23 protein-coding genes and 2 pseudogenes are annotated in these 22,766 nt (G+C 32.3%); 1 reads left to right on the forward strand and 24 read right to left on the reverse strand.

What is annotated here, in order from left to right; all coding sequences use genetic code 11:
• Positions 1–58: 58 nt before the first annotated feature.
• The 14 genes from TX86_RS09605 to TX86_RS09665 form a co-directional block, all read right to left on the reverse strand.
• On the reverse strand, positions 59–1,396 hold the full coding sequence (locus TX86_RS09605; protein WP_042348364.1) for a UDP-glucose dehydrogenase family protein: 1,338 nt from the start codon (positions 1,394–1,396) through the stop codon (positions 59–61).
• A 38-nt stretch (positions 1,397–1,434) separates the two neighbouring features.
• Positions 1,435–2,199 (reverse strand): tyrosine-protein phosphatase, encoded by a 765-nt coding sequence (locus TX86_RS09610; protein ID WP_042348366.1) that lies wholly within the window; start codon positions 2,197–2,199, stop codon positions 1,435–1,437.
• A 36-nt stretch (positions 2,200–2,235) separates the two neighbouring features.
• Positions 2,236–2,928 carry a CpsD/CapB family tyrosine-protein kinase gene (locus TX86_RS09615; protein ID WP_336469855.1) on the reverse strand — a complete coding sequence of 231 codons (693 nt, stop codon included), beginning with the start codon at positions 2,926–2,928 and terminating at the stop codon, positions 2,236–2,238.
• On the reverse strand, positions 2,909–3,640 hold the full coding sequence (locus tag TX86_RS09620; RefSeq protein ID WP_042348369.1) for a YveK family protein: 732 nt from the start codon (positions 3,638–3,640) through the stop codon (positions 2,909–2,911). The genes TX86_RS09615 and TX86_RS09620 overlap by 20 nt, the downstream gene beginning before the upstream one ends.
• Positions 3,641–3,672: 32 nt before the next feature.
• Complete coding sequence (locus TX86_RS09625; RefSeq protein ID WP_042348371.1) at positions 3,673–4,020, reverse strand: helix-turn-helix domain-containing protein; 348 nt, start codon at positions 4,018–4,020, stop codon at positions 3,673–3,675.
• Between the two features lie 69 nt (positions 4,021–4,089).
• The gene (locus tag TX86_RS09630) at positions 4,090–5,244 is read right to left on the reverse strand and encodes a DegT/DnrJ/EryC1/StrS family aminotransferase (protein WP_042348373.1); all 1,155 of its coding nucleotides are present in this window, start codon (positions 5,242–5,244) and stop codon (positions 4,090–4,092) included.
• A gap of 22 nt (positions 5,245–5,266) precedes the next feature.
• Complete coding sequence (locus TX86_RS09635) at positions 5,267–5,878, reverse strand: sugar transferase (protein ID WP_042348376.1); 612 nt, start codon at positions 5,876–5,878, stop codon at positions 5,267–5,269.
• A gap of 48 nt (positions 5,879–5,926) precedes the next feature.
• Positions 5,927–6,967, reverse strand: a complete 1,041-nt coding sequence (gene galE / locus TX86_RS09640; protein ID WP_042350374.1) for a UDP-glucose 4-epimerase GalE — start codon at positions 6,965–6,967, stop codon at positions 5,927–5,929.
• A gap of 26 nt (positions 6,968–6,993) precedes the next feature.
• Positions 6,994–7,887 (reverse strand): UTP--glucose-1-phosphate uridylyltransferase GalU, encoded by an 894-nt coding sequence (gene galU / locus TX86_RS09645; protein WP_042348377.1) that lies wholly within the window; start codon positions 7,885–7,887, stop codon positions 6,994–6,996.
• 17 nt (positions 7,888–7,904) lie between these two features.
• On the reverse strand, positions 7,905–9,722 hold the full coding sequence (locus TX86_RS09650) for a polysaccharide biosynthesis protein (protein WP_042348379.1): 1,818 nt from the start codon (positions 9,720–9,722) through the stop codon (positions 7,905–7,907).
• Positions 9,723–10,117: 395 nt separating this feature from the next.
• Positions 10,118–10,303: a hypothetical protein gene (locus TX86_RS09655; RefSeq protein WP_042348381.1), complete on the reverse strand. Its 186-nt coding sequence runs from the start codon at positions 10,301–10,303 to the stop codon at positions 10,118–10,120.
• 29 nt (positions 10,304–10,332) lie between these two features.
• A complete protein-coding gene (locus TX86_RS26220; RefSeq protein ID WP_081707622.1) occupies positions 10,333–10,482 on the reverse strand; it encodes an anti-repressor SinI family protein in 150 nt (49 codons plus the stop codon).
• Positions 10,483–11,425: 943 nt separating this feature from the next.
• A complete protein-coding gene (locus TX86_RS09660) occupies positions 11,426–11,779 on the reverse strand; it encodes a helix-turn-helix domain-containing protein (protein ID WP_042348383.1) in 354 nt (117 codons plus the stop codon).
• Positions 11,780–11,918: 139 nt separating this feature from the next.
• Positions 11,919–13,232 carry a uracil/xanthine transporter gene (locus tag TX86_RS09665; RefSeq protein WP_042348384.1) on the reverse strand — a complete coding sequence of 438 codons (1,314 nt, stop codon included), beginning with the start codon at positions 13,230–13,232 and terminating at the stop codon, positions 11,919–11,921.
• Between the two features lie 225 nt (positions 13,233–13,457).
• Here TX86_RS09665 and TX86_RS09670 point away from each other — a divergent pair, with 225 nt between their 5' ends.
• The gene (locus TX86_RS09670) at positions 13,458–14,216 is read left to right on the forward strand and encodes a C40 family peptidase (RefSeq protein ID WP_042348385.1); all 759 of its coding nucleotides are present in this window, start codon (positions 13,458–13,460) and stop codon (positions 14,214–14,216) included.
• A 103-nt stretch (positions 14,217–14,319) separates the two neighbouring features.
• On the opposite strand, the gene TX86_RS09675 is transcribed toward TX86_RS09670, so the two are convergent.
• From TX86_RS09675 to nrdI, 10 genes and pseudogenes are all read right to left on the reverse strand, one after another.
• Positions 14,320–14,505: a hypothetical protein gene (locus TX86_RS09675; RefSeq protein ID WP_042348386.1), complete on the reverse strand. Its 186-nt coding sequence runs from the start codon at positions 14,503–14,505 to the stop codon at positions 14,320–14,322.
• Positions 14,506–14,679: 174 nt separating this feature from the next.
• A complete protein-coding gene (locus tag TX86_RS09680) occupies positions 14,680–14,901 on the reverse strand; it encodes a hypothetical protein (protein WP_042350375.1) in 222 nt (73 codons plus the stop codon).
• Positions 14,902–15,433: 532 nt separating this feature from the next.
• Positions 15,434–17,065, reverse strand: a complete 1,632-nt coding sequence (locus TX86_RS09685) for an MDR family MFS transporter (RefSeq protein WP_042348388.1) — start codon at positions 17,063–17,065, stop codon at positions 15,434–15,436.
• 30 nt (positions 17,066–17,095) lie between these two features.
• Entirely contained in the window at positions 17,096–17,515 is a 420-nt protein-coding gene (locus tag TX86_RS09690) for a MarR family transcriptional regulator (RefSeq protein ID WP_042348393.1), read from the reverse strand.
• Between the two features lie 209 nt (positions 17,516–17,724).
• Positions 17,725–18,159 (reverse strand): dUTP diphosphatase, encoded by a 435-nt coding sequence (locus TX86_RS09695; protein WP_042348395.1) that lies wholly within the window; start codon positions 18,157–18,159, stop codon positions 17,725–17,727.
• Between the two features lie 17 nt (positions 18,160–18,176).
• Positions 18,177–18,569, reverse strand: a pseudogene (locus TX86_RS09700) (ribonucleotide-diphosphate reductase subunit beta); the annotation flags it as partial.
• 200 nt (positions 18,570–18,769) lie between these two features.
• On the reverse strand, positions 18,770–19,471 hold the full coding sequence (locus tag TX86_RS09705; protein WP_230203607.1) for a nuclease: 702 nt from the start codon (positions 19,469–19,471) through the stop codon (positions 18,770–18,772).
• Between the two features lie 205 nt (positions 19,472–19,676).
• Positions 19,677–20,264 (reverse strand): annotated as a pseudogene (locus TX86_RS09710) (ribonucleotide-diphosphate reductase subunit beta); the annotation flags it as partial.
• A 17-nt stretch (positions 20,265–20,281) separates the two neighbouring features.
• Entirely contained in the window at positions 20,282–22,381 is a 2,100-nt protein-coding gene (gene nrdE / locus TX86_RS09715) for a class 1b ribonucleoside-diphosphate reductase subunit alpha (RefSeq protein ID WP_195892910.1), read from the reverse strand.
• Positions 22,344–22,730 carry a class Ib ribonucleoside-diphosphate reductase assembly flavoprotein NrdI gene (gene nrdI / locus TX86_RS09720; protein WP_042348400.1) on the reverse strand — a complete coding sequence of 129 codons (387 nt, stop codon included), beginning with the start codon at positions 22,728–22,730 and terminating at the stop codon, positions 22,344–22,346. The genes nrdE and nrdI overlap by 38 nt, the downstream gene beginning before the upstream one ends.
• Positions 22,731–22,766 lie beyond the last annotated feature (36 nt).

Here is a 22,766-nt window from a genome sequence, read left to right on the forward strand (position 1 = left end):
GATCCCTCTTTTCTCTACTATCTATAAAAAACGCTAATATCTTTCAGACTTTTTTGCTCTATCGTTCTAAAAATAATGTAGTATCCATATAAGCATTAATAATTGGTCGGCCAATCGAATGGTACTCAATGTTATGTTTTTTCACCCTTTTTAGATCATAGCAGTTTCTTCCATCGAAAATAATTGGCTTGTTCATTAACTCAACATAAATCTGTAAATCCATATCTTTAAACTCTTCCCACTCAGTAAGAATAAGAACTGCATCTGAACCGTTTATTGCTTCTTCTTTTGTTGATACTAACCTTACCTCGTTAGGCAAAACAGCTTTTGCGTTTTCATTAGCAATTGGATCATAAGCTACTACGTTTGCCCCCAATTCTATGAGTTGTTCAGCTATCTTAATTGATGGTGCTTCCCTTATATCGCTCGTATTAGGCTTGAAAGATAAACCAAGTACAGCAATATGTTGCCCTTTAATCTCTTGTAATGTGGAAACTACCTTTTGTACTAATAACTTTTGCTGTTTATTATTCACATTAATAACAGACTTTAATAAATCAAAATCATGCTCCACATCCGAAGCAATATGCACTAAGGCTCTTGTATCTTTCGGAAAACATGATCCACCATAACCGATTCCAGCGTTCAAGAAGGCATGACCAATCCTTTTATCAAATCCCATTCCATTTGCAACATCCTCTACATTGGCTCCTACTTTTTCACATATATTAGAGATTTCGTTAATAAAACTAATCTTTGTTGCCAAAAAAGCATTTGAAGCATATTTAATCATCTCAGCTGTCGATGGATCTGTAATGAACGCTTGCGTATTAAATTTTTTATACATGGCTGATAAAGTTCGTGCCGCTCGTTCACTATTAGTACCAATTACTATACGGTCAGAATAAAATGTATCGTAAACCGCCGAACCTTCTCGAAGAAATTCAGGATTAGAAACCATATCAAAATGGACATTACTTATAAGATTTTCTTGAATATATCTTTGTATTTTTGAATTCGTACCTACCGGAACTGTACTCTTTATCACAATTATTCCATCATTTACAATACTTTTAGCTATATCTAAAGCTGTTTGATAAATAGAATCTAAATTTGCTGATCCATCTTGCTTCGGTGGTGTTCCTACGGCTATAATGATGACTTCCGTGTTCTTATAGCTATCTTTATGATTCGTTGTAAAATGTAATCTCCCCAATGCTATATTTTTTTGAAGTAATTCTTCTAAGCCTGTTTCATAAATAGGGGAGAGTCCATTTTGTAATTGATTAATTTTCTCTTTATCTATATCAACGCAAGTAACTTTATGACCAATATGTGATAGACAAACCGCTGTCACTAATCCAACATACCCACAACCAACTACTGTAATTTCCATTAATCCACCTCATTTGCTTTCTTTTCATAACAAGCCTTTTAAAATATCCCCAATACCCTTTTGCGAATTGGTTGTGGTACCTCCCACTTAATATTTTCACTTCTCACGAGCAAATGAGCATTTTCCTGAAAAAAATTTGTTTGTTCTATCCCAAATTTTTTTGTGATTGTGTAAAATGCGTTTTGGAGAAAAAAACCTCTTTTCTGGGTGTTATGTGCATCATTCGCAATGAAGTGAGCTAGATGATGCCCTATAATTTGCTCTGTGAATTTTTTTACATTTTTACCGAAATGCCCTATAATGCTACCTGCAGTAATTTGGGTTAGCGTTCCCATCTTCACTAAATCAAATAGTATACTTGGATTCTCATACAATCTTCTATTTCTCTCTGGATGTACAAGTATCGGAACAATCTCTTTTACTAACAGTTCGTAAATAACATCCATCGTATAAGTAGGTATATAGTTTGAAGGCAGTTCTAATAATAAATATTTACCGCGATGATCTAAAGTAAGTATGTCATTTCTTTCAACCGATTGAAGTAATTCCCGATGAATTCGGACTTCTTGACCAAGATGTATGATAAGAGGAATATTGTACAGTTGTAATTGTTCCTGAAACATACGTACACTTTCTATAATAGTAATCTTCGGATTATCATAACGTTCATTCATATGGTGTGGTGTAGCATATAGATGAGTAATTCCAGATTTCACAGCAGATATAGCCATATTTAAGGACTGTTCCATTTCTTTAGGACCATCATCTATACCAGGTAATATGTGACAATGAATATCAACCAGCTTCTATGCCCCCTTGTTTGCAACAAATAATTGCTATTATTGATAATAGTACATATTCTCTGATGTCTTTTCTCCATTAAGTACTACTCCAAGTATATTTCCTTTTACATTTTCTAATATTTTTTTTGCTTTTAGAGCACTATCTTTGCGAGTTTTCCCACTGTTCACTACCATTACGACACCGTCACTCTTTGCAGCCATAATTTGTGGATCAGATACAGCTAGAACAGGTGGAGCATCGAATATTACATATTCATATTTACTTTTTAAATCATCCATTATGGTAGCCATTGACTTTGAATTTAATAGTTCTGAAGGATTTGGTGGTATTGGTCCACTTGGAAGAATATCAAGGTTAGGAATAAAAGTCTTAACAATGGCGGTATCTAAATAGATAGCTCTTGTAATAGCATTTGTAAGCCCGTTCATATTACTAATATTAAATGTATAATGAATTGAAGGCTTTCTTAGATCCGTATCAACCAGTAATGTTGCTTTTCCTTGTTGCGCAAGCACAATAGCTAAGTTTGCCGCCGTTGTAGATTTACCATCAGATGGTTCAGGTGAAGTTACTACGATTGATTTTATTTCTCGATCAACCGATGAGAAAAGAATGTTATAGCAAATAAATCGATACTGTTCAGTAACAGGTAACTTAGGAAAACTATATGCTACCAACTTCACTGCTTTTTTATGTTTTGCTCTTGATTTACGACTCAAGCGTTTCACTCCTTCTCTGCTTTACTGATAGTTCTTTTGGCATTTTACTATTTTTAAAGTTTTGAATAGTCCCTAGTACAGGTAAAGCAAGAATAGCCTCTATATCTTGAGTATTTTTGATTGTTTTATCCATAGATTCTTTTAAAAAAGCCCATCCAACTCCAATCATTCCTCCAACTACAAGCGCAACAGCAATATTTAGGTATGGATTTGGTTTTATTGGTATAGGAGTTTCTTCGTATTCAGCTCTTGCTAGAATGCTAACATTATCAACATTCATAATTTGTGAGATTTCCTGCTGAAACGTATCTGATATTGAATTGGCAATGTCAACTGCCTGCTCTGCATTTTGACTTTCAACTGTTAATGAGAAAACTTGAGAATTATCTTGACTGTTGATTGAAATACTATGATTAAGCTCGTCAATACTTTGTTGAAGATTTAAATTCTCTTTTACTTTTTCTAAAATGATTGGACTTTTAATAATCACACTATACGTATTAATTAAATCAACATTACTTCTAAGTTGTGTTACATCAATTTGATTATCGCTATTCTTTTGATTCACCAACATTTGAGTAGATGCTTGATAGACTGGCTTAAGCACATAATAAGAAATGCCACCACTAATGGACCCAGTAACTAACATCGAAATTATAATAAGCTTCCAACGTTTTCTGATTATTAAAAAAACATCTTTTAGACTAATTGTTTCTTCCATTTTGTCCCTCCGGCAACGGTCACATCTTTATTTTAACCAGATTTCGGGTTTTCCTTTTGCCATTTGATAAATTCTATTACTGTTCTATACTCCTGAATTTCTTCTTTTTGAATTCCTAGCTCTTTTAATTCATATAAAAAATCAACCCATTCTTTTTCAAATTCTAGTTGAGAATCCTTATATGCTCCACTCTTTAATAGCTTTATTAAATCCACATGTAATACTTCGGCAATCCTTTTAATTACATGTATCGAAGGATTTTTATTAATGTCTCGTTCAATATTGCTTAAATATGACTTTGAAATATTCGCTAATTCTGCTAACTCTGAAAGTGTATAACCTCTTTTTTTTCTAATTTCCGTTATATTTTTACCAATCATTTATTTACCTCTTCTTCTTTTTAAGTAAGTTTTCAATCTTCCCTTTTAGAAAACCTTAATAAAAAGGTATTATTTCAATCTATCTTTTAAACATTGAATGACTCTCACCTGATCTTTTAATGTTAAATTTGAGCTTGAAGGTAAACAAATTCCCGTAGAAAAAAGACGCTCACATACACTGCCTTCTTTACAATTAGAATAATATTTAGATTGTTTAAATAGCGGTTGCATGTGTAATGGTTTCCAGACTGGACGTGCTTCAATATTGTTTTCAGCTAAAGCTTGTAATAGCTCACGAGAAGTAACATTAGCTTCTTTTTCATTAACTGTAATAGCTGTTAACCATCTTGTGGATAATGATTCTACCAATTCTGGCATAAATTCAATTCCTTCAAAATCCGCTAACTCTTGTTTATAAATTTGAAAAATAACCCTGCGTGCTGAGATTCTATGATTTAATACCTCTAATTGTCCTCTACCAACACCTGCTAATATATTACTCATACGATAGTTATAGCCTATTTCACTATGCTGATAATGCGGTGCAGGATCTTTAGCTTGAGTAGCTAAAAAACGTGCTTTTTCTAGTATTTCTGGTTTATGAGATACAAGCATACCTCCACCAGATGTTGTAATAATTTTATTGCCATTAAAAGAATAAATTCCAATATCTCCAAAGGTACCACTAGCTTTCCCTTGATACATCGCCCCAAGCGATTCAGCAGCATCTTCTATTATAGGAACGTTATATTTTTGACAGATAGAAACAAGTTCATCCATTTTTGCACTTTGACCATAAAGATTCACAATAATAACAGCTTTCGGTAACACTCCTGTATGAACAGCATCTTTAAAAGCTTCTTCTAATGCATTTGGTGACATATTCCAACTTTCGGGTTCTGAATCAATGAATACAGGATGTGCACCTTGATATAATATGGGATTAGCACTTGCGATAAAAGTTAAGCTCGAACAAAAGACTATGTCATCTTTTCCTACATCTAATATAGAAAGAGCCAAATGTATAGCGGCTGTTCCTGAACTTACAGCAACTGCCCCTTTCATACCAACATAATGTGCAAATTCCTTCTCAAACTCATCCACATTCAATCCTAATGGTGCAATCCAATTCGTTTCAAATGCCTCTTCAATATATTTCATTTCCATCCCTGACATATGAGGTGTCGAAAGGGATATTTTATTTAATAGCTTTTTTTTCAACATGGAATACTCCTCTATTACATTGTTAACCATGATTTTGATGTTCAGTTGAAGAACCTTTAAATACATCACTAGTAACATGCTCAGCCTGAGTAATACCTTCTGAGCGAAAAACCTTAATAAGGGTTAACCATAATATTTTTAAATCTAATAAAAATGATTGATTTTCTACATACCAAACATCATATTCAAATTTTTCTTCCCAAGTTATTGCATTCCTGCCATTGATTTGAGCCCATCCAGTAATTCCTGGTCTTACAAGATGCCTTTGTGCTTGCCGTTCATTATACAGCGGAAGATACTGCATTAATAAAGGTCTTGGTCCTACTAGGCTCAACTCTCCTTTTATAACATTTATTAATTGCGGTAGCTCATCTAAGCTATATTTCCGAAGGATTTTCCCAAAATTTGAAAGTCGAAGATGATCTGGTAATAAACAACCTTCCTCATCTGTAGCATTATTCATCGTACGAAATTTATATAAATAAAAAGGTTTTTCATCTAAACCAGGCCGCTTCTGTACAAAAAAAATGGGTGTTCCTATTTTTATGCCTACTATAATTGCAATACATACTATTATGGGACTAAAACATATTAATAATAGTAAAGCAGTGCATAAATCAAAAATTCTTTTCATGCTTTCACTTCCAAAATGAATTGTTCTAGATAAAAAAAATCCCCATTTTCACTTAGACGAGGTTGATTGTTTTTTCCTTTTAAGGTATCCATTCGGATTATTTAATTGCCATCGCCAAGCGTCTTTACACATCTCTTCTAAACTTTTCTTCGCTTTCCAACCCAATTCCTTAAATGCTCTAGTTGCATCTGCATAGTAAATCGCTACATCTCCCGGTCTAGGATCACAAACTTTATAAGGAACTGTTAAACTTGTTGCACTTTCAAAAGCTCTTAAAACTTCTAAAACGCTATAACCACGCCCTGTACCTAAGTTAAAAATACCTACTTCGTTCATCTCTATCGTTTTTTTCAATGCTGCTACATGACCATTTGCTAAATCACATACATGGATATAATCTCTGACACCAGTTCCGTCACTTGTTTCATATGTGTTTCCAAATACATTTAATTCCTTTAGTTCACCAATCGCTACTTTTGTTATATAAGGCATAAGGTTATTCGGAATACCGATTGAATCTTCACCAATCAAACCACTTTCATGTGCACCAATTGGATTGAAATATCTTAAAATAGAAATACTCCAACTTGAATCGGAAATATATACATCATGAAGCATTTCTTCAATCATTCGTTTCGTTCTTCCATAAGGGTTTCTAACCTCTAATGGAAAATCTTCAGTAATAGGCAGCGTCTCGGGCAAACCATATACTGTTGCAGATGAACTAAACACAATATTTTTCACATTATATTTTTGCATAACTGTACATAAAGATATTGTGCTGATTAAATTCTTTTCAAAATATAGGAGTGGATTGACAACTGATTCCCCTACAGCTTTTAAACCAGCAAAATGAATGACAGCCTCTATACTATTTTCTTGAAATACACGCTCTAACTCCAGCTCATTTAATAAATCTATTTCGTAAACTTTAATGGTTTTCCCAGTAATTTGCTGGACACGTTGTAGAGCTATTGGATTGCTATTTGAAAAATTATCTACGATAACAACTTCATAATCAGCATTAAGAAGTTCAATGCAGGTATGGCTGCCTATATAACCAGCTCCACCCGTAACTAAAATCGCTATATTGAACACCTCCAAAGATTAAGATTTTAATTAGCTAATCTCTTTTGTGTTAATTCGCGCTCAATAATACCAGTAATAAAATGTAAAACTTTATCCCTTAAATCAACTTGTTCTAAAGCCATTTCTATCGTTGTTTGAATAAACCCCATTTTTTCACCTACATCATATCGAACGCCTTCAAACTCGTATGCATATATCGCCTCATACTCAATTAATTTACTTATTGCATCAGTTAATTGAACCTCCCCCCCTGCCCCTGGCTGTTGATTGGCTAAAATCTCAAAAATTTGCGGATTCAAAATATAGCGTCCCATTATAGCTAAATTTGAAGGTGCTTCAGATTGTTTTGGTTTTTCAACTAAGTTTGTAATTAGATGTGATCGATTCCCTATAGACTTTGCATGAATGATTCCATATCGAGAAACTTCATCCATTGATACTTGCTGGACACCTAAAATAGAACTTTGATAATGCTCATATTGTTCAATTAATTGTTTGAGACAAGGTTTATCTGCTCTGACAATATCATCTCCAAGTAAAACTGCAAAAGGCTCATTGCCAATAAATTTCCGTGCACACCAAACAGCATGACCTAATCCTTTCGGCTCCTTTTGACGAATATAATGTATATCTACTAGTTTTGATGACTTTTGCACTTCTTCTAATAACTCAAATTTTCCTTTTTCAAAAAGTGTTTTCTCTAATTCAAAAGAATGATCAAAATGATCTTCAATTGCTCGTTTCCCTTTACCTGTTACTATAATAATATCTTCAATTCCTGATTCGATTGCTTCCTCAACAATATATTGAATCGTTGGTTTATCAACAATCGGCAACATTTCTTTAGGCATTGCTTTTGTGGCCGGTAAAAATCTAGTACCAAGTCCAGCAGCCGGAATAATCGCTTTTCTTATTTTCAATTTTATAAACTCCCTTATCAAGATATTGATAACGCCGAATGTGAAACCTTTTTAAGGTTAGCAGTTTCAATGATTTTCTTTCTTAAAATGTCTTTTTCTAGAAAAGCATAGTTGGCAATAATATCTTCAATTTCTGAAATATAAAGATCCCTCGCTTTACCTACATAAATATTTGGATATACCTGTTCATCATAGATTTCATTTTCATTTAGTAATTCTTCAAAAAGCTTTTCTCCCTGACGAATTCCAATATACTTAATTTCTATTTCATCAGTTGTATGACCGGATAACTTTATTAAATTTCTTGCTAAATCAACAATTTTCACCGGCTCACCCATATCTAATACGAAAATCTCTCCACCTTGAGCAAGTACCCCTGATTGTATTACTAGCCTTGATGCTTCAGGTATTGTCATAAAGTAACGCTCCATATTTGGATCTGTGACAGTAACTGGTCCTCCATTTTCTATTTGTTTTGTAAACAAAGGAATTACACTACCACGGCTTCCTAATACATTTCCAAATCTCACAACTACAAATTTCGTCTTACTTTCTTCATTCATTTGTTGAATAAGCATTTCTGATAATTTCTTCGTAGCACCCATTACACTTGTAGGATTTACAGCTTTATCACTTGAAATCATCACAAAGACTTGAACATTGTGCCAACTGGCAGCCTTTGCAACGTTTGACGTTCCAATCAAATTATTCTTAACTGCTTCTTCGGGATTACGTTCCATCAATGGCACATGTTTATGGGCTGCAGCATGGTACACAACATTAGGAAGATAATGCGCCATAATAGAAAACATTTTCTTTTCATCTTGTATATCTGCAATTTCAGTTAGAAATTCGATATTACTATGTTTATATGTTTCCTTCAGTTCCATTTCAATGGTATAAATACTGTTTTCTCCATGACCTAATAATATTAATTGTTTCGGATTAAACTGAGCAATTTGGCGACATATTTCTGATCCGATTGAACCACCTGCACCTGTAACGAGTATGACTTGGTTTGTGATACATTCAGAGATACTTTCCATATCTAATTGAACAGGTTCTCTACCTAATATATCTTCTACTTGAACATCACGGAATTTAGTAACAGAAAGCTTTCCAGTTAATAAATCTTCTAGCATTGGTAATATTTGCGTTCTTGCATCTGTTTTAGCACATTCTTGGAAAATGATATTTAATCGTTCTCTGTTTAAAGAAGGAATAGCTATAATAATATGTTCAATGTTTAATTCTTGCACAATTTGTTCGATATTCTTTATTTTTCCTACCACCGGCACTCCTAATATATCCAGCTTTTGTTTATTATAATTATCATCAATGAATGCAACGGGAAGTAAATTAGCTACGTTTCCGCTCTTAAGCTGCCTGGCTACCATCGTCCCTGCTGATCCTGCCCCAATAATTAATGTTCTTTTTTTAGCATATGTTGTTAAGTACGAATCTCGATATATACGCCAGCAAAATCGAGAACCACCTATAAAGAATAAATATAATAGCCAGTTAACAATCACCAATCTTATATCAATATTTTGAAATAACATTAGTTGGATAACAGATGAAATGACAATAGAAGTCGATACGGTTTTAAAAATAAAAACTAATTCTCGAATGCTAGCATATTCCCAAGCTTTTTGATATAAACGATAAATGAATGAAAAGAAATAATGACATAATAAAATAAGAAGAGATGCACTAATCACTTGCTTTGTTAGAGCTACTTGTGCAGAAAACAGTAATAAATGACTTATAAAAGTAGCAGCTAAGACTAAGATCGTATCCACAAATAATAATAAGGATAGCCTTTGATAATTCATTCTGATCCCCCTATCATAAAACCGACACTATTCATTACATTACTTAAGCATTTTATAATGCTTTCATAAAATAATGAAAAACAGGGCATTTAACCCCCCCTCACATCATACTCTCGACGACTGGCGTCTAAGGTTTATGCAAACCCACAGCATGACCGAGTGCCTCCATTCTTACTGGTAAGGAGACATCACCAAATGATTATGTTCTTTATTCACCACACTTTTGTTCTCAATAAAGAACAATGATACAAAAAAAATTTGCTTTCTTTTAATGGACTCGCTCAGTTGGTAGCTATTAATATCTAAGTTATTCCACAAAAAGAAATCAAAATTTTCAGATTTTAAATAAATATTTTTATATTATAAAACACATTAATTTCCATTATTTCTTAAGCCTATTTCTGCTTTTGCATAAGTAATATATCTAACTTCGTTTCTATACGATTTAACGTTTGTAAAAGATTTTCTTGAAAATCTACATCTTTTTGATTATTCGTTCTAGCAGCTTCATACATCCATTGCTCTTGGTAATTCAATGCCCTAGGTAATGAACTAATCTTATTTACACCAGTATGCTTCAATATATTTCACTTCCCTCTATATAATTACACTATATTGTTTTGTCATTGCTAATAAGATTTGAATTATTTGTAAGATAATCTAGAACTTCTTGAGGTGTTAATCCTATTTTCTTTGCTTCTAACATCAATAAAATCCAATCTTTATCAATCTCTTCTCCAAAATTCATCAAGACTTCCATCCCCTTGCTCCTTAACTAGATAATCAAAGCCTCGTTTATATGTTTTTATTTTATATACTTTAATTTTTATTAAAGGTCTCATTAATCAACTTAAATTGTTCTCAATAAAGAACGATTTATTTACAAGGATTATTATATGGTTTAATTTGTTAATTATCAATATTTTTTTATTTATTTTTAAAATATTTATATTTTAATGAAAACAAAATGCCCACTTTTAAAAATTATATCGATTGAACTTTCTTTGTACCACCCTCCAAATATCTATTTTTTGGCTCTAAAATATTTGTAACTGAAAACAAAAGGTTTAAAAAATTTCTTGTAGAGGAATGTCTATTTTTCACGCAATTTAACATCTAATTGAAAAAAGAAGGTCAAATCACTTACAAATTTCCAAAACCGTTATTTGATATTGTCGATAAACCTCTTAAATTGTCGCAACATTCTTATTCAAATAGGCTTTTCTTCACATCTAAGTAGATGGTACAATTTAACTACATTCACATAGTGAAAACAAGTAAAATTGACCTGTTTAAATATTATGTTCGTAAATACGATATATGATATACTCGTTTTCTGAAATAGAACTAAATCATTTAACAAGCTAAATTAATTCCCATTAGTTCATAAGTAATAGAAATGTTTAAGAAAATTGTAAGTGCTTTGATGTATCTTAAATACACCTAGTATTAACACTATATTTAAGTGATTTGTAAGTGTTATGAAGTATTATAAAAAAATAAAAGGACCTAATAGAAAAATTCCATTAAGCCCTGTTCACTTTTACCTATTAAATTTAAAGCCTGTAATAAAGGCCGAAAATAATTTTAATTCAAGTAATTAAAGATTTTCTTTATTACACCAAAAACTACTACAACCGTATTCTAATCAAACAATCACTTATGTTTTAACAATTTACATACAACTAAATTTAACAACTCATCTAATTTTTATTGTGTTGCTGCCATTTTTGAAATTCAAGAAACTGTCTAAACTGTTCTTTACTTACACCTGATTCCATAGCATTTTTTGCGAGTTCCAGCCATTCTTCATCAAGTAACGTTGTAGGGTCAGAATCTTCAGTTTCTTTATTATTAACAAGCTGATCTACACTAATACCTAAAACATTAGAAACCTTTTCTAAAAATTGAATAGAAGGATTTATTTGAATTTCTCGTTCAACGGAGGAAATATACGATTTTGCTACTCCTGCACGATTAGCTACCTCGGTTAACGATAGCCCGTTTTTAAGTCTAAGTTCCTGTATACGTTTACCTATAGCTATATTGTTACCCATAATAATCACCTTTTATAAAAAATCAGACTCCTTATCAGAATGATACCATAAACAAAAATGTTTGAGAATGTTTCTTAAATTGATTTTGAGATTATTATCTAAAATAACTGTTGTTACACATACAATATTCAGCATTTCATCACTTTGTTAATCCTTTATTTTCAAACACATCATATTTAGACCACTTGACAATCGTCTCTAATATAACAGATATAAGAACACCCATTATTAATCCATTTGATAAAAAAGGCCTAATAATAATTGGCACACTATTAAATATTTCAGGTGAAACATTCATTAACGATACACCTACCAACAATGGTACTGCTATTCTAAATATAGTATTTGAATTGAATGTTTTTCCATTTAAACTACTATAAGCTGTTCCAAAAAGCTGAAGATAAGCGACAAATAAAACAGCATTTCCTATTGTAATTGGCATGGTAGCCAATAGAGAGGCAATAATTGGTATTGAGCCTATTATCGCTAAAATAGCTCCTCCTAGAATAAATGATTTTCGATCAAATATTCTAGTACTCTGTAAAAAACCAATAGATGATGTAAATGGTGTATAAGGTACCAATCCGAAACAAGTACCAATCATAGTAAAGATAGAAGTAATCGCCATCGAACAACGATAATGTCTATCGCCTCTTATTTCATTTATTAGCTCCGAACCCGCTTTAATAGAGGCCATTGTGTTTGTAAGATTTAGCATAACTGCAATATAAGTAATGATTACGATTCCTATTTCTAAATTAGGTGCACCCAGTGGAAAGAATGCAAAGGTATCTCCACTTGATTGTGTAACCTCAGCTATATTATTTGGAAAACAAAGAGCAAACAGTAACCAACCAATCCCCAAGCCAATTAATATAGAAAAATTACTCAGAAATTGATTACCTTTCACCTTCAAAATACTAACCAACAGTACAATTGCAATTGATAATAGACTTATAGGAAGATTGATTGTACCTGTTTCATCAATTTTTAACATGCCTTTAAAAAAGATAAAAATAAGCTGAAAAGATAATAAGAATAAATACACAGTTAAAACCATCGGACGAAAAATCATTTCTAGAATATGTACCCAATTCAATGCAGCAAACAGTAACGTAGTGACACTAGCTAAAAAAATCCCCGTTGCAATACCGCCTCCAACTGTTGTTAAGTCCAATCCCATTGTGGAAGCTGATATTCCTAAATTTAAAATAACACCCCATAATAAACCAGAATGGCCTTCCATTAATGGCAATTGATGACCTATCCAGCCTTGAATCATACCAACTACCCCTGTAATTATTAATGAAGTTCGAATCATTGCTTCAACCGTATGTGCATCTAATTGAAATACACTAGCTATAGAAATGGGAACTACTATTGTATTAGCGAAAATAAAGAAAAACCATTGAATAGATGAAAAAAAAGTAAAATAAATCTTTTGCTTCTCCATTTAAGCCCTCCTCCCCTATAAAAGTTAGATTAACTCTCCTCATTATAATAAAATTTCATAATTTTGTTATCTAATCTGCCTAAATATTAATAAATGCAAGTTAAATAGAAGCTTATAGCATCGCAACAATATTTTGGTATGGAAGATATTTAAGCTTTTTATCCTCTTATTATGTTGCTATTATATGTCATGATTGAAAAACAACTTTGGAGGTCAAGAGTAATCATGAAGAAAGCAATACTAATAGGAGCACTTGCTAGCTCTTTATTATTCGCTGGCCAAGCACTAGCAGCAGATTATACAGTAAAGTCAGGAGACTCATTATGGTCCATTTCCAAGGCAAATAATGTTACCGTAAGTCAATTAAAAACTTGGAATCAATTAAAAAGTGACGTAATCTATCCTGGTCAAATTCTTAAAATCAATACTTCTTCTAGCAAAACCTATATTGTTGCTAAAGGCGATACTTTTTATAAAATTGCTCAGAAATTCAACATGAGCATGTCACAATTACAAAGCTTAAACCCCCAAGTTCAAAATATCAATTCATTATATATTGGACAAGTACTTAATATCTCCGGTAATTCTTCTAACTCTTCTAATTGGGAAAGTAAAGCGAATTCCATTATTGAATCCGGGAAGAAATACTTAGGGGCTAAATACTTATACGGTGCATCACCTGATCGAACAGATGTGTTTGATTGCTCCAGCTATACACAACGTGTCTTTAAAGAAAATGGTATTACATTACCAAGAACATCTATAGAGCAATCGAAAGTTGGTACAGCTATTTCTTTATCAGAAGTTAGAAAAGGAGATTTAATCTTTTTTGACACAGACTATGATGGTGTTATCAATCATGTTGCCATAGCGATGGACAATACATCTCTTCTTCAATGTACAACATCGAGTGGTGTTTCGACAGCAACCTTAAATAGTTACTGGAAGCCACGAGCAGTGAAAGCTGTACGTGTGATTAAATAGTTTAATAAGAGCTTTGCTTAAACAAAATCAAAAGACTAGCATTGATAATAAATGCTAGTCTTTTGATTTTGTTATATTACATAAAATGTGAGCGGATTATTCTTTATTCATATGGAAAATATTCATCATCACTTTTTTCATAAGATTGTATTGCTCCTAAAATCTTTAAACAGGCTGAACTTTCATCTTTAACAGTTGATGAAATCATATTTCTCTCCTCTTCAGATGCATAAAACCAATACATTCTAAAAGCCTTTAAGCTCTGTACGGCATACTTTACATTCTCCAAGTCAATCCCTCCTGTATTAGACAAAAAACTTCTTTTTCATTGTATGTTCATCGTACAAAAAAAAGTCCTTTTACAAGGACTTTACACAATGTATTTTTCTCATATGTACTTTTTAATGAAATAATATTATAGCTTTTGTTTCTAATCGACATAAACGAAGTAATACAACTTAATCTAAAATTTAGTAAGATGTTTATTATTGTTTTGTTCCATTTTATCAAGTTCAAGTCGTAATTTTTCCGTTTCCATAATGAAGTTTTCTTGCTTTAGCTTTTCTAATTCTATTTGATCTTTAAGCATTTCTCGATTTAATTTAGCTTGTTTCTCAAAATGACTTGTTACAATTGCAATAATAGGAATGGAGAATATTAATACTACCGCTACTAGCCCTATCATCATTATAAACGCCTCCTTATATAGTCTATTATTTATAAGCTTCATTTTTCATATGTCTTGCTTACTTTGTAGAATTGAGTTTAACTCTTTCAAATTATTTGCCTTATAAAAATTATAGACCTTTCACGATTATTTATCTATGCAACGAAGTCATTTTCCATAAATATGTTTGAAAAATCTTCTACTAATATTGAATAAAAGAATAAACTACTAATATATTATTTATAAGAAAATATATTCATTGTCCATAAATCATTGAATTAGGAGTGATAGCTCGATGACAAGTTTAATATGTCTATCCATTACTTTAGTCATATTAACAGCATTAATTGCCGATGAGAAATCATTTAAATATATTTTAAAAACGTTCAAAAATAAATAAATTAGAAGTAAATACCTCTGTTGACTAATCAAAAAGAGCCATGCTGGCATAGAGCAAACCGCTCTCGAAAACTACTTATGGTTTTCAAAACGGAAAGACTCATACCTAAGCATGGCATGTATTTCTCTTTTATAAACATTAAATACCAAATTACTTCATCTCTTGTGATAATGCAGTGGTTACTTCCTGATTTTCCTTCTTCTCTTTATTTAATTCCTCAGCAATATTTGAAGTACGAAGAGGTAATTCTTTTAAAAAGAATACAAGGATAAAAGCTACCACTAATATAATGGTTCCTGTTAAAAATACGGTTGATAATGTTTGAGATAAGGCATCTCGAATATTATCAATCATTTGAGTAAATATAGGCTGAATTTCAGCAGGCAAACTTGCTTGTGTTTTTTCGAGTAATGGCTTGTTCATCAACGCCTGCGGATTTGCGAAAGCAACCATTTGCTCTGCTATTTTCGGGTCAATTTTTGAAAAATCAGGTGCAGAAGCAGATTGCATCGCTTCTTTTAAATGCGTACTTAGATTATTAGACATTACTGTACCCATTACCGCAACCCCAATCGTACCACCTAAATTACGGAATAATTGAGTAGATGCCGTTACTACACCTAGTTCTTTATGCGAAACAGCATTTTGGGTAGCTAACGAGAATACAGGTAAACCGAGACCTAAACCAAATCCAAAAACAATCATACTTAGTACAGCCATGAAAGTATTATCCATGTAAACCATAATAGTCATACCTACAATCATAATTGGAACACCAATCAAGGCATACCGCTTATATTTTCCGGTTTTCGCCATCAACTGTCCAGTCACAGCACTGGACACAACCATAACAATAGACATCGGCATCGTAACATATCCAGCATAAGTTGGAGAAATACCAAGTACACCTTGAACAAAGAATGAAAGATAAATCATAGCTCCCATCATACCAAAGTTCATGATAAAGCTAATCAAATTAGAAATAGTTACGACATTATTCTTAAATAAACTAAGTGGTAATATAGGATTTTTCACTTTAGATTCTATAAATATGAAAATTACTGCAGCTACTATAGAGCCTGCAATAAGACCAATAATTTGTGATGAACCCCAGTCATATTCAGTACCAGCCCATGAGAAAGCAAGCAATAATGGGACGATGGCTAATGTAATAAACAATGATCCCAAATAATCAATACTCTGTGCTTTTCCACGTTCAACTTTAGGAAACATCACTAAAATCATACCGAAAGCTATGATTCCAATAGGTAAGAAGATCCAGAACAACCAATGCCAATCTAGGTGATCAACTAAATAACCTCCAAGTACTGGTCCAAGTACACTAGAGAAGCCGAATACGGCAGACATTAATCCCATCCATTTCCCTCGTTCACGTGGAGGAAATAAATCTCCTACTGCAGTAAAAGCTGTTGATTGGATAATACCAGCTCCTACCCCTTGAATACCCCTATAAATAATAAATTGAAATACATCTGATGAGGTACCTGTTAAAAAAGCACCAATCATAAATAATAAAATCCCTAGCAATAAAAATGGTTTACGACCGAAAATATCTGACAACTTACCGACAAGAACTGTTGCAATAGTCGATGTCAATAAATATATATTAATGGTCCAAGTGTAATAGTCCATACCATCTAGAATTGCTATAATTCTAGGCATGGCTGTACTAGTTATTGTCTGATTTATAGCAGCAAAAAACATAGCTGCCATAATTGCAAACATAATAGATAATTTTTTACTTTTTGATAAATTTTCCATTACCTTGTTTTCTCTCCCCTATTATTTCAGTTATAAATTTGTAGTTAACATTGTGAAGATTCGTTTTAAATGATGGATTTCTTCATCAGGTAGTATATCGAAGTATGACTGAAGAATTTCTTTTTTAATAGCACGAAGATGATTAACCTTTTCCTTACCTTTTTCTGTTATAGTGATATTTACAATCCTTCGATCATTATCACAACGTTCTTTTTCAACAAACCCCTCACTTAATAATTGATCGGTTATTCCTGTTACAGCAGCAGCAGAAATACTAAGAGCACTTGCGAGTTTTGAGACAGTTTGTGAACCTGAATTATCAATGATAAATAAAACCTTAAATTGATTTATATTTAAACTAGTGCTTTTCTTATTAAAATCACGGGAAATGGTCTTCATAAATGTCTGGAACATAGAAGTAACTTCAAATAACTCCTTATTTCTATCCATTGATGCAGCCTCCTTTCTAAATAAATCTAAAATAGTTAACTTCTTAATGATTAAGAAGTTAACTATTTGTTTTTAAAATATAAAACTATTTTACAGAATTGTCAATAATTTATAATTTTAATTATTTAGTTTTTTACAATAAACAAAAAAGGAAACCCAATCTATACTATAAAGATTAAGGTTTCCTTATTAAATATATTTATATACGTTTATTTTGTTCCAGTTGAACCAAGGCCACCACGGCTTACTTCATCTAGCTCTGCTACTTCAAGTATTTCCACTGTTTCCATTTTTTTATTAATACGGAATTGACAAATACGATCTCCTTTTTGAATAACCGTATCTCTCATAGCTAGTGCTGGGAAAAACCATTGATCTTCATTACCACAATATGATTCATCAATAACAGCATAAGAATTTGTTTGTAAAATACCGAAGTTCTTGAACGTACTAGAGCGAGGTACGACATTTGCTTCATACCCTTCAGGTAATTTCATTCCAATCCCAAGTGGTATTAGCGCAAAATCAAATTGCTTCATTTCAACTGTCTTAGCAGCACGCAAATCAATCCAGTCTCCAATTGCCAATTTATTAATCTTGTCTAATTCTTTGTCGAAGTACTTTACTTTAATTTGTTTTGTCACTGTACTATTGTGCTCCTTTAATCATTAAAATAGAAATCTTCATCACGTAAATGTTCTACTTTTGCTTTCTTATAACCGTTACCCTTCATAGAGAAGAAATCATGTGACTTTGTTTTCGTATCAAGTCCATTTAGTACAATTGGATTAACTTCTTCATCTTCAAAATATGGAGTAAATCCAAGGTTTTGTAAAGCTTTATTTGCATTATATCGCACGAATTTCTTAACATCAGATGCTAAATTAACTTGATCATAAACATCTTCTGTATAACTCATTTCATTATCATATAAGTCCTTTAATAAATCATAAGCGAATTCCTTTAACGATTGTTTCATTCCTTCGCTTTGTTTATTATATATTTCTTGTGCTAATAAGCCAATGTATACACCGTGAATGGCTTCATCCTTTACCTTCACAAAAGATCGCTACTCTTCTGTCGTCCATAACCAAATATTATAGACTGCTTATAATTACTTATAAGAAGAGACTATATCACTCACCTATTTATAGGTGACCTCCTATTTCGATTTAAGGGATTTTCACCCACCGCTTTTGGCCCTACTCCTATTGCCGAATTTCACGGCCGATGGGATAGTCGTTGAACGTTCCTTTAAACTAAGCGGTTCCACCACTGTTTATAGAGTTTTTTATGACGAATACGGCTAGCAGTGCCTGCAGACAAACCATATTTCCTTTCTATAAAAGCATTAGTTTCGCCATTACGAATCATTGTCACTATATCGATAAACATTTTTTCTGTAATTTTACCACGATTTTTTAATTGTTGTTCAGATATAGTTGGTTCATAATCCTCAACAAGAGGCCACAAATGATGATATCGCTTTTTGTGACGTATTAAAGACACATATCCTGGGTTTAAGTCGTAAATAACAGCAATTTCTAAATTAGTTTTATTTCGCTTTAAATGTTCTACAATTTCAAAAAATTGTTCTTCTGTCAGTTTTGACATTGGATTTTTTTGCCCCATCACATTTTGTCTTTTTCTCTCGATTTGTTTTGGAGTGAATTTATACCCTCCTAAACCTTCTCCTCCTGTAGTGAGGTTATAACCATTTTTATAAGCATCATATTTTTGGATATATTCTCTTTCTAGCACAATTAATTCTTCTAATGTACACTCTACTTTTTCAATAATACCTGAATCAAACGTTTCTAAATATTTGAGATAAGCTTTTTGTAAATAAGAATTATAATGGTTACCTTTTTTCAACATCCAAATATGCTCTTTAATTCGTTTTTGTCTTTCAATACAAACATCTTTTCCAATATAATATTTGTTATTGATTTTCAAATAGTATATCCCGTACATACTATTCCCCAGTTTAAAGGCTTCGCTGCTGATTACCCAAACCGGTTACCTCCCCATTTTTTTATAGTTTAGTAACATTATAAACAATTTCTATAGTCTAAAATGAATTTGTTTAAATTATTTTGGGCTTCCCAGCAATTAAAGAGGTTTTTCAAGCAACATTACTGTTACAAGCCGCAATATGTTTACGGATTATTAAATTTATAATTTCGCCACTTTGCATCAGCTTACCTTGTCCATAGAAATACAATGGATAATAGAATCCACTATAGAAAAGAAAACTTTCTAAGTAAACAGATGCTACCATCGCTTTATATAAACTGATTTCATCATCATCTTGAATGTCATTATAAATACCAACAATTGTTTTCGCCTTGTATTGTAAGTATTTATTTTGCTTTACCCATTCAAATACATCATTAATTTCTTCTGTTGAAGCTAATGTTAAGAAAATGTTTGAATATGATTTAGCGTGTACTGCATTTTCCATCATTGCCATAAAGTTTAGAACTGCTTTGCGTTGATGACCTTCAACTCTTTCGGCAATCTTAGGCATACCTGTATTACCTTGCTCAGTATCTAGTAAGGTTAATCCCGCTAAAACTTTCTTATATGTGTCTTTTTCAAGTTTATTTAGAAACTTCCAAGTTAACAAATCACCATTTAAGCTGATTTCTTCAGGAAGCCAAAACTGTTTCGTGTTTTGATTGTAAAACATTTGTGTAAAGTTATCGTCATGTTTTGACCAGTTTGCCGCATCAAATACTTTGCTCATTTATTATTTCCCCTCTCTTAAACCGTACAAGATAAACAGCCTTCTTGACCTGTGTCCTTTGTTCTTGCGTAATATAAAGTCTTAACTCCTTTATGGTGGGCATATAGGTCAATTTTGTTTAAATCTCGTGTTGTCATTGTATCTTTTAAGAAAAGAGTAAACGAAATACCTTGATCAACATGTCGTTGAATTGTCGCTATCATATCTACTACTTTAAACATGTCCATATCATAGGCTTCTTTATAGAAGAACCAGTTTTCTTTACTTAAATATGGCATCGGATAATATGTTTTTGAATTGCCATATGTACGCTCTTCGATTCGCTCCATAATTGGCATTACTGAAGCCGTGGATGATTGTACATAAGAAATTGATCCCGTCGGTGCAATACACAATCGATAACTATTCGTTAAACCGTACTTCGCAACATCATCCTTCAGATTTCGCCAATCTTCTTTCGTTGGAATTTCGATACCATCAAATAGTTCCATTACTTTCTCTGTTTGCGGTTTAAAATCTTCTTGTAAATATTGTTTAAAGTACTCACCCGTCGCATATGTGGAATCTTCGAAACGATAATATTTAATACCAGTTTCTCTCGCAATTTCCATAGAACGCTCGATTGAATAATAATTTACCATCATGAAAAAGATATTTGCAAAATCTCTTGCTGTTTCACTTTCGTAGCTAATTTTATTTTTCGCTAAAAAGCCATGCAAATTCATCGCTCCTAAGCCTACACTTCTCATTAATGTGTTCGCTTTTTGTACAGCTGGAGCGTTCTTAATCTTTGTTTTTTCAGAAACAGTTGTCAGTGCATCTATACCTAATTTAACCGTTTCCTTAATACTTTTGTTTTCCATTACATTTACAATGTTCATCGATGCAAGATTACATGAAATATCTAAACCAATTTCATCTTCTTCACCGTAATCATTGTATGTAGACACAACCGACGCTTGTAGAACTTCTGAACATAAATTACTAAACTTCACTTCCGAAATATGATTATTCGCATGAACATCATTTACGTTATCTTTAAACATAATATATGGATAGCCAGATTCAAAACGAAGTGCCGCGATTTTTTCTAATAATCTTCTTGGATTAACCTTTTCTTTTCTAACATTAGGATTATCCACTAGCTTATGGTACATCTTCGTCATATTCATTTCATCTAAATACTCGCCATATTCCTTATATACTGAATATGGATAAAACACGTACATATCTTTATCTTCACGAGCTAACTCTATAAATTTATCTGGAATAACAACACCGATTGATAATGTCTTCACTCGAATATCTTCATCTGCAGAAATTTTCTTTGTTTCTAAGAAATCATCAATATCCTTGTGGAAAATATTTAAATATACTGAACCTGAACCTTGTCGTTGCCCCATTTGATCTGCATAACGGAATGCATGATCGAGTAATTTCATAACGCCTACGACACCTTTAGTAGCATTTTCAATATCTTTAATTGGTTCACCTTTTGCTCGAATCTTCGATAAATTAGTGGAAACACCACCACCCACTTTTGATAGTTGCATGGCAATATTCTCTCCCATAGCAATATCATTCAAAGAATCATTCATTTCAAGCAAGAAACAACTAACTAGTTCGCCACGTCGCTTTCTTCCGGCGTTCAAGAAAGTAGGAGTCGCTGGTTGGAATTCTTGATTAATCATCATTTTAGTAATATTTTTAGCTTTTTCAAAATCACCATTTGCTAAATATAAAGCTACAATCGCAATACGATCTTCATAGCGCTCTAAAATCTTCTCACGGTCATTTGTCTTTAGCGCATAGTCATTATAAAATTTAAATGCTGACATATAAGAAGAGAATCTAAATTTCTTATCATATGCAATATCAAAAATTTCTTTAATTTGTTCATATGAATACTCACTTAAGAACTCTTCTTCATAGTAGTCATTCTCTATTAAGTAATCTAGTTTTTCCTTTAAATCGTGAAAGAAAACCGTATTTTGATTAATATAATCCACGAAGTAGCTATGTGCAGCTTCTTTGTCCTTCTCAAATTGAAAGACGCCATCTTTTTTCATCATTATTTCATTATTTAGCTTCAACCATTTTGGAATTTGTTCTTTCATCAAGTATTGCTACCTCCCGCGTAAATATCTCTAAATCTTTGTTCGTACCACTCAATTCAAACTTTAGTAATAATGGTACTAAATATTGATCTGAGATTGTATCGCCTGCTCTTGCAAAATTAGATCCCCATACTTTGTTTCCACTTGAAACAACAGCTTGTAAGTAAGAATAATTTTCTTCTACAAAACTAGCTGTACTTTCAGGTACTCCTCCAAAACCAATCGTATAGGTTACAAGGATAAAAGGTTCATTTACACGTAGTCCATTGGTTATTTTGACACTTCTGCTAGGTATTTTTTTAACAAACCTTTCAACATTCCCTGTTAAGCTATCATAGACTATTAGCATAGTTCCTCTTCTAACACCTCGATTATCTCTTTCTTA

Origin of the sequence: Bacillus massiliigorillae, assembly GCF_000380245.2 — a bacterium.
Lineage (GTDB): Bacteria > Bacillota > Bacilli > Bacillales > DSM-1321 > Bacillus_AD > Bacillus_AD massiliigorillae.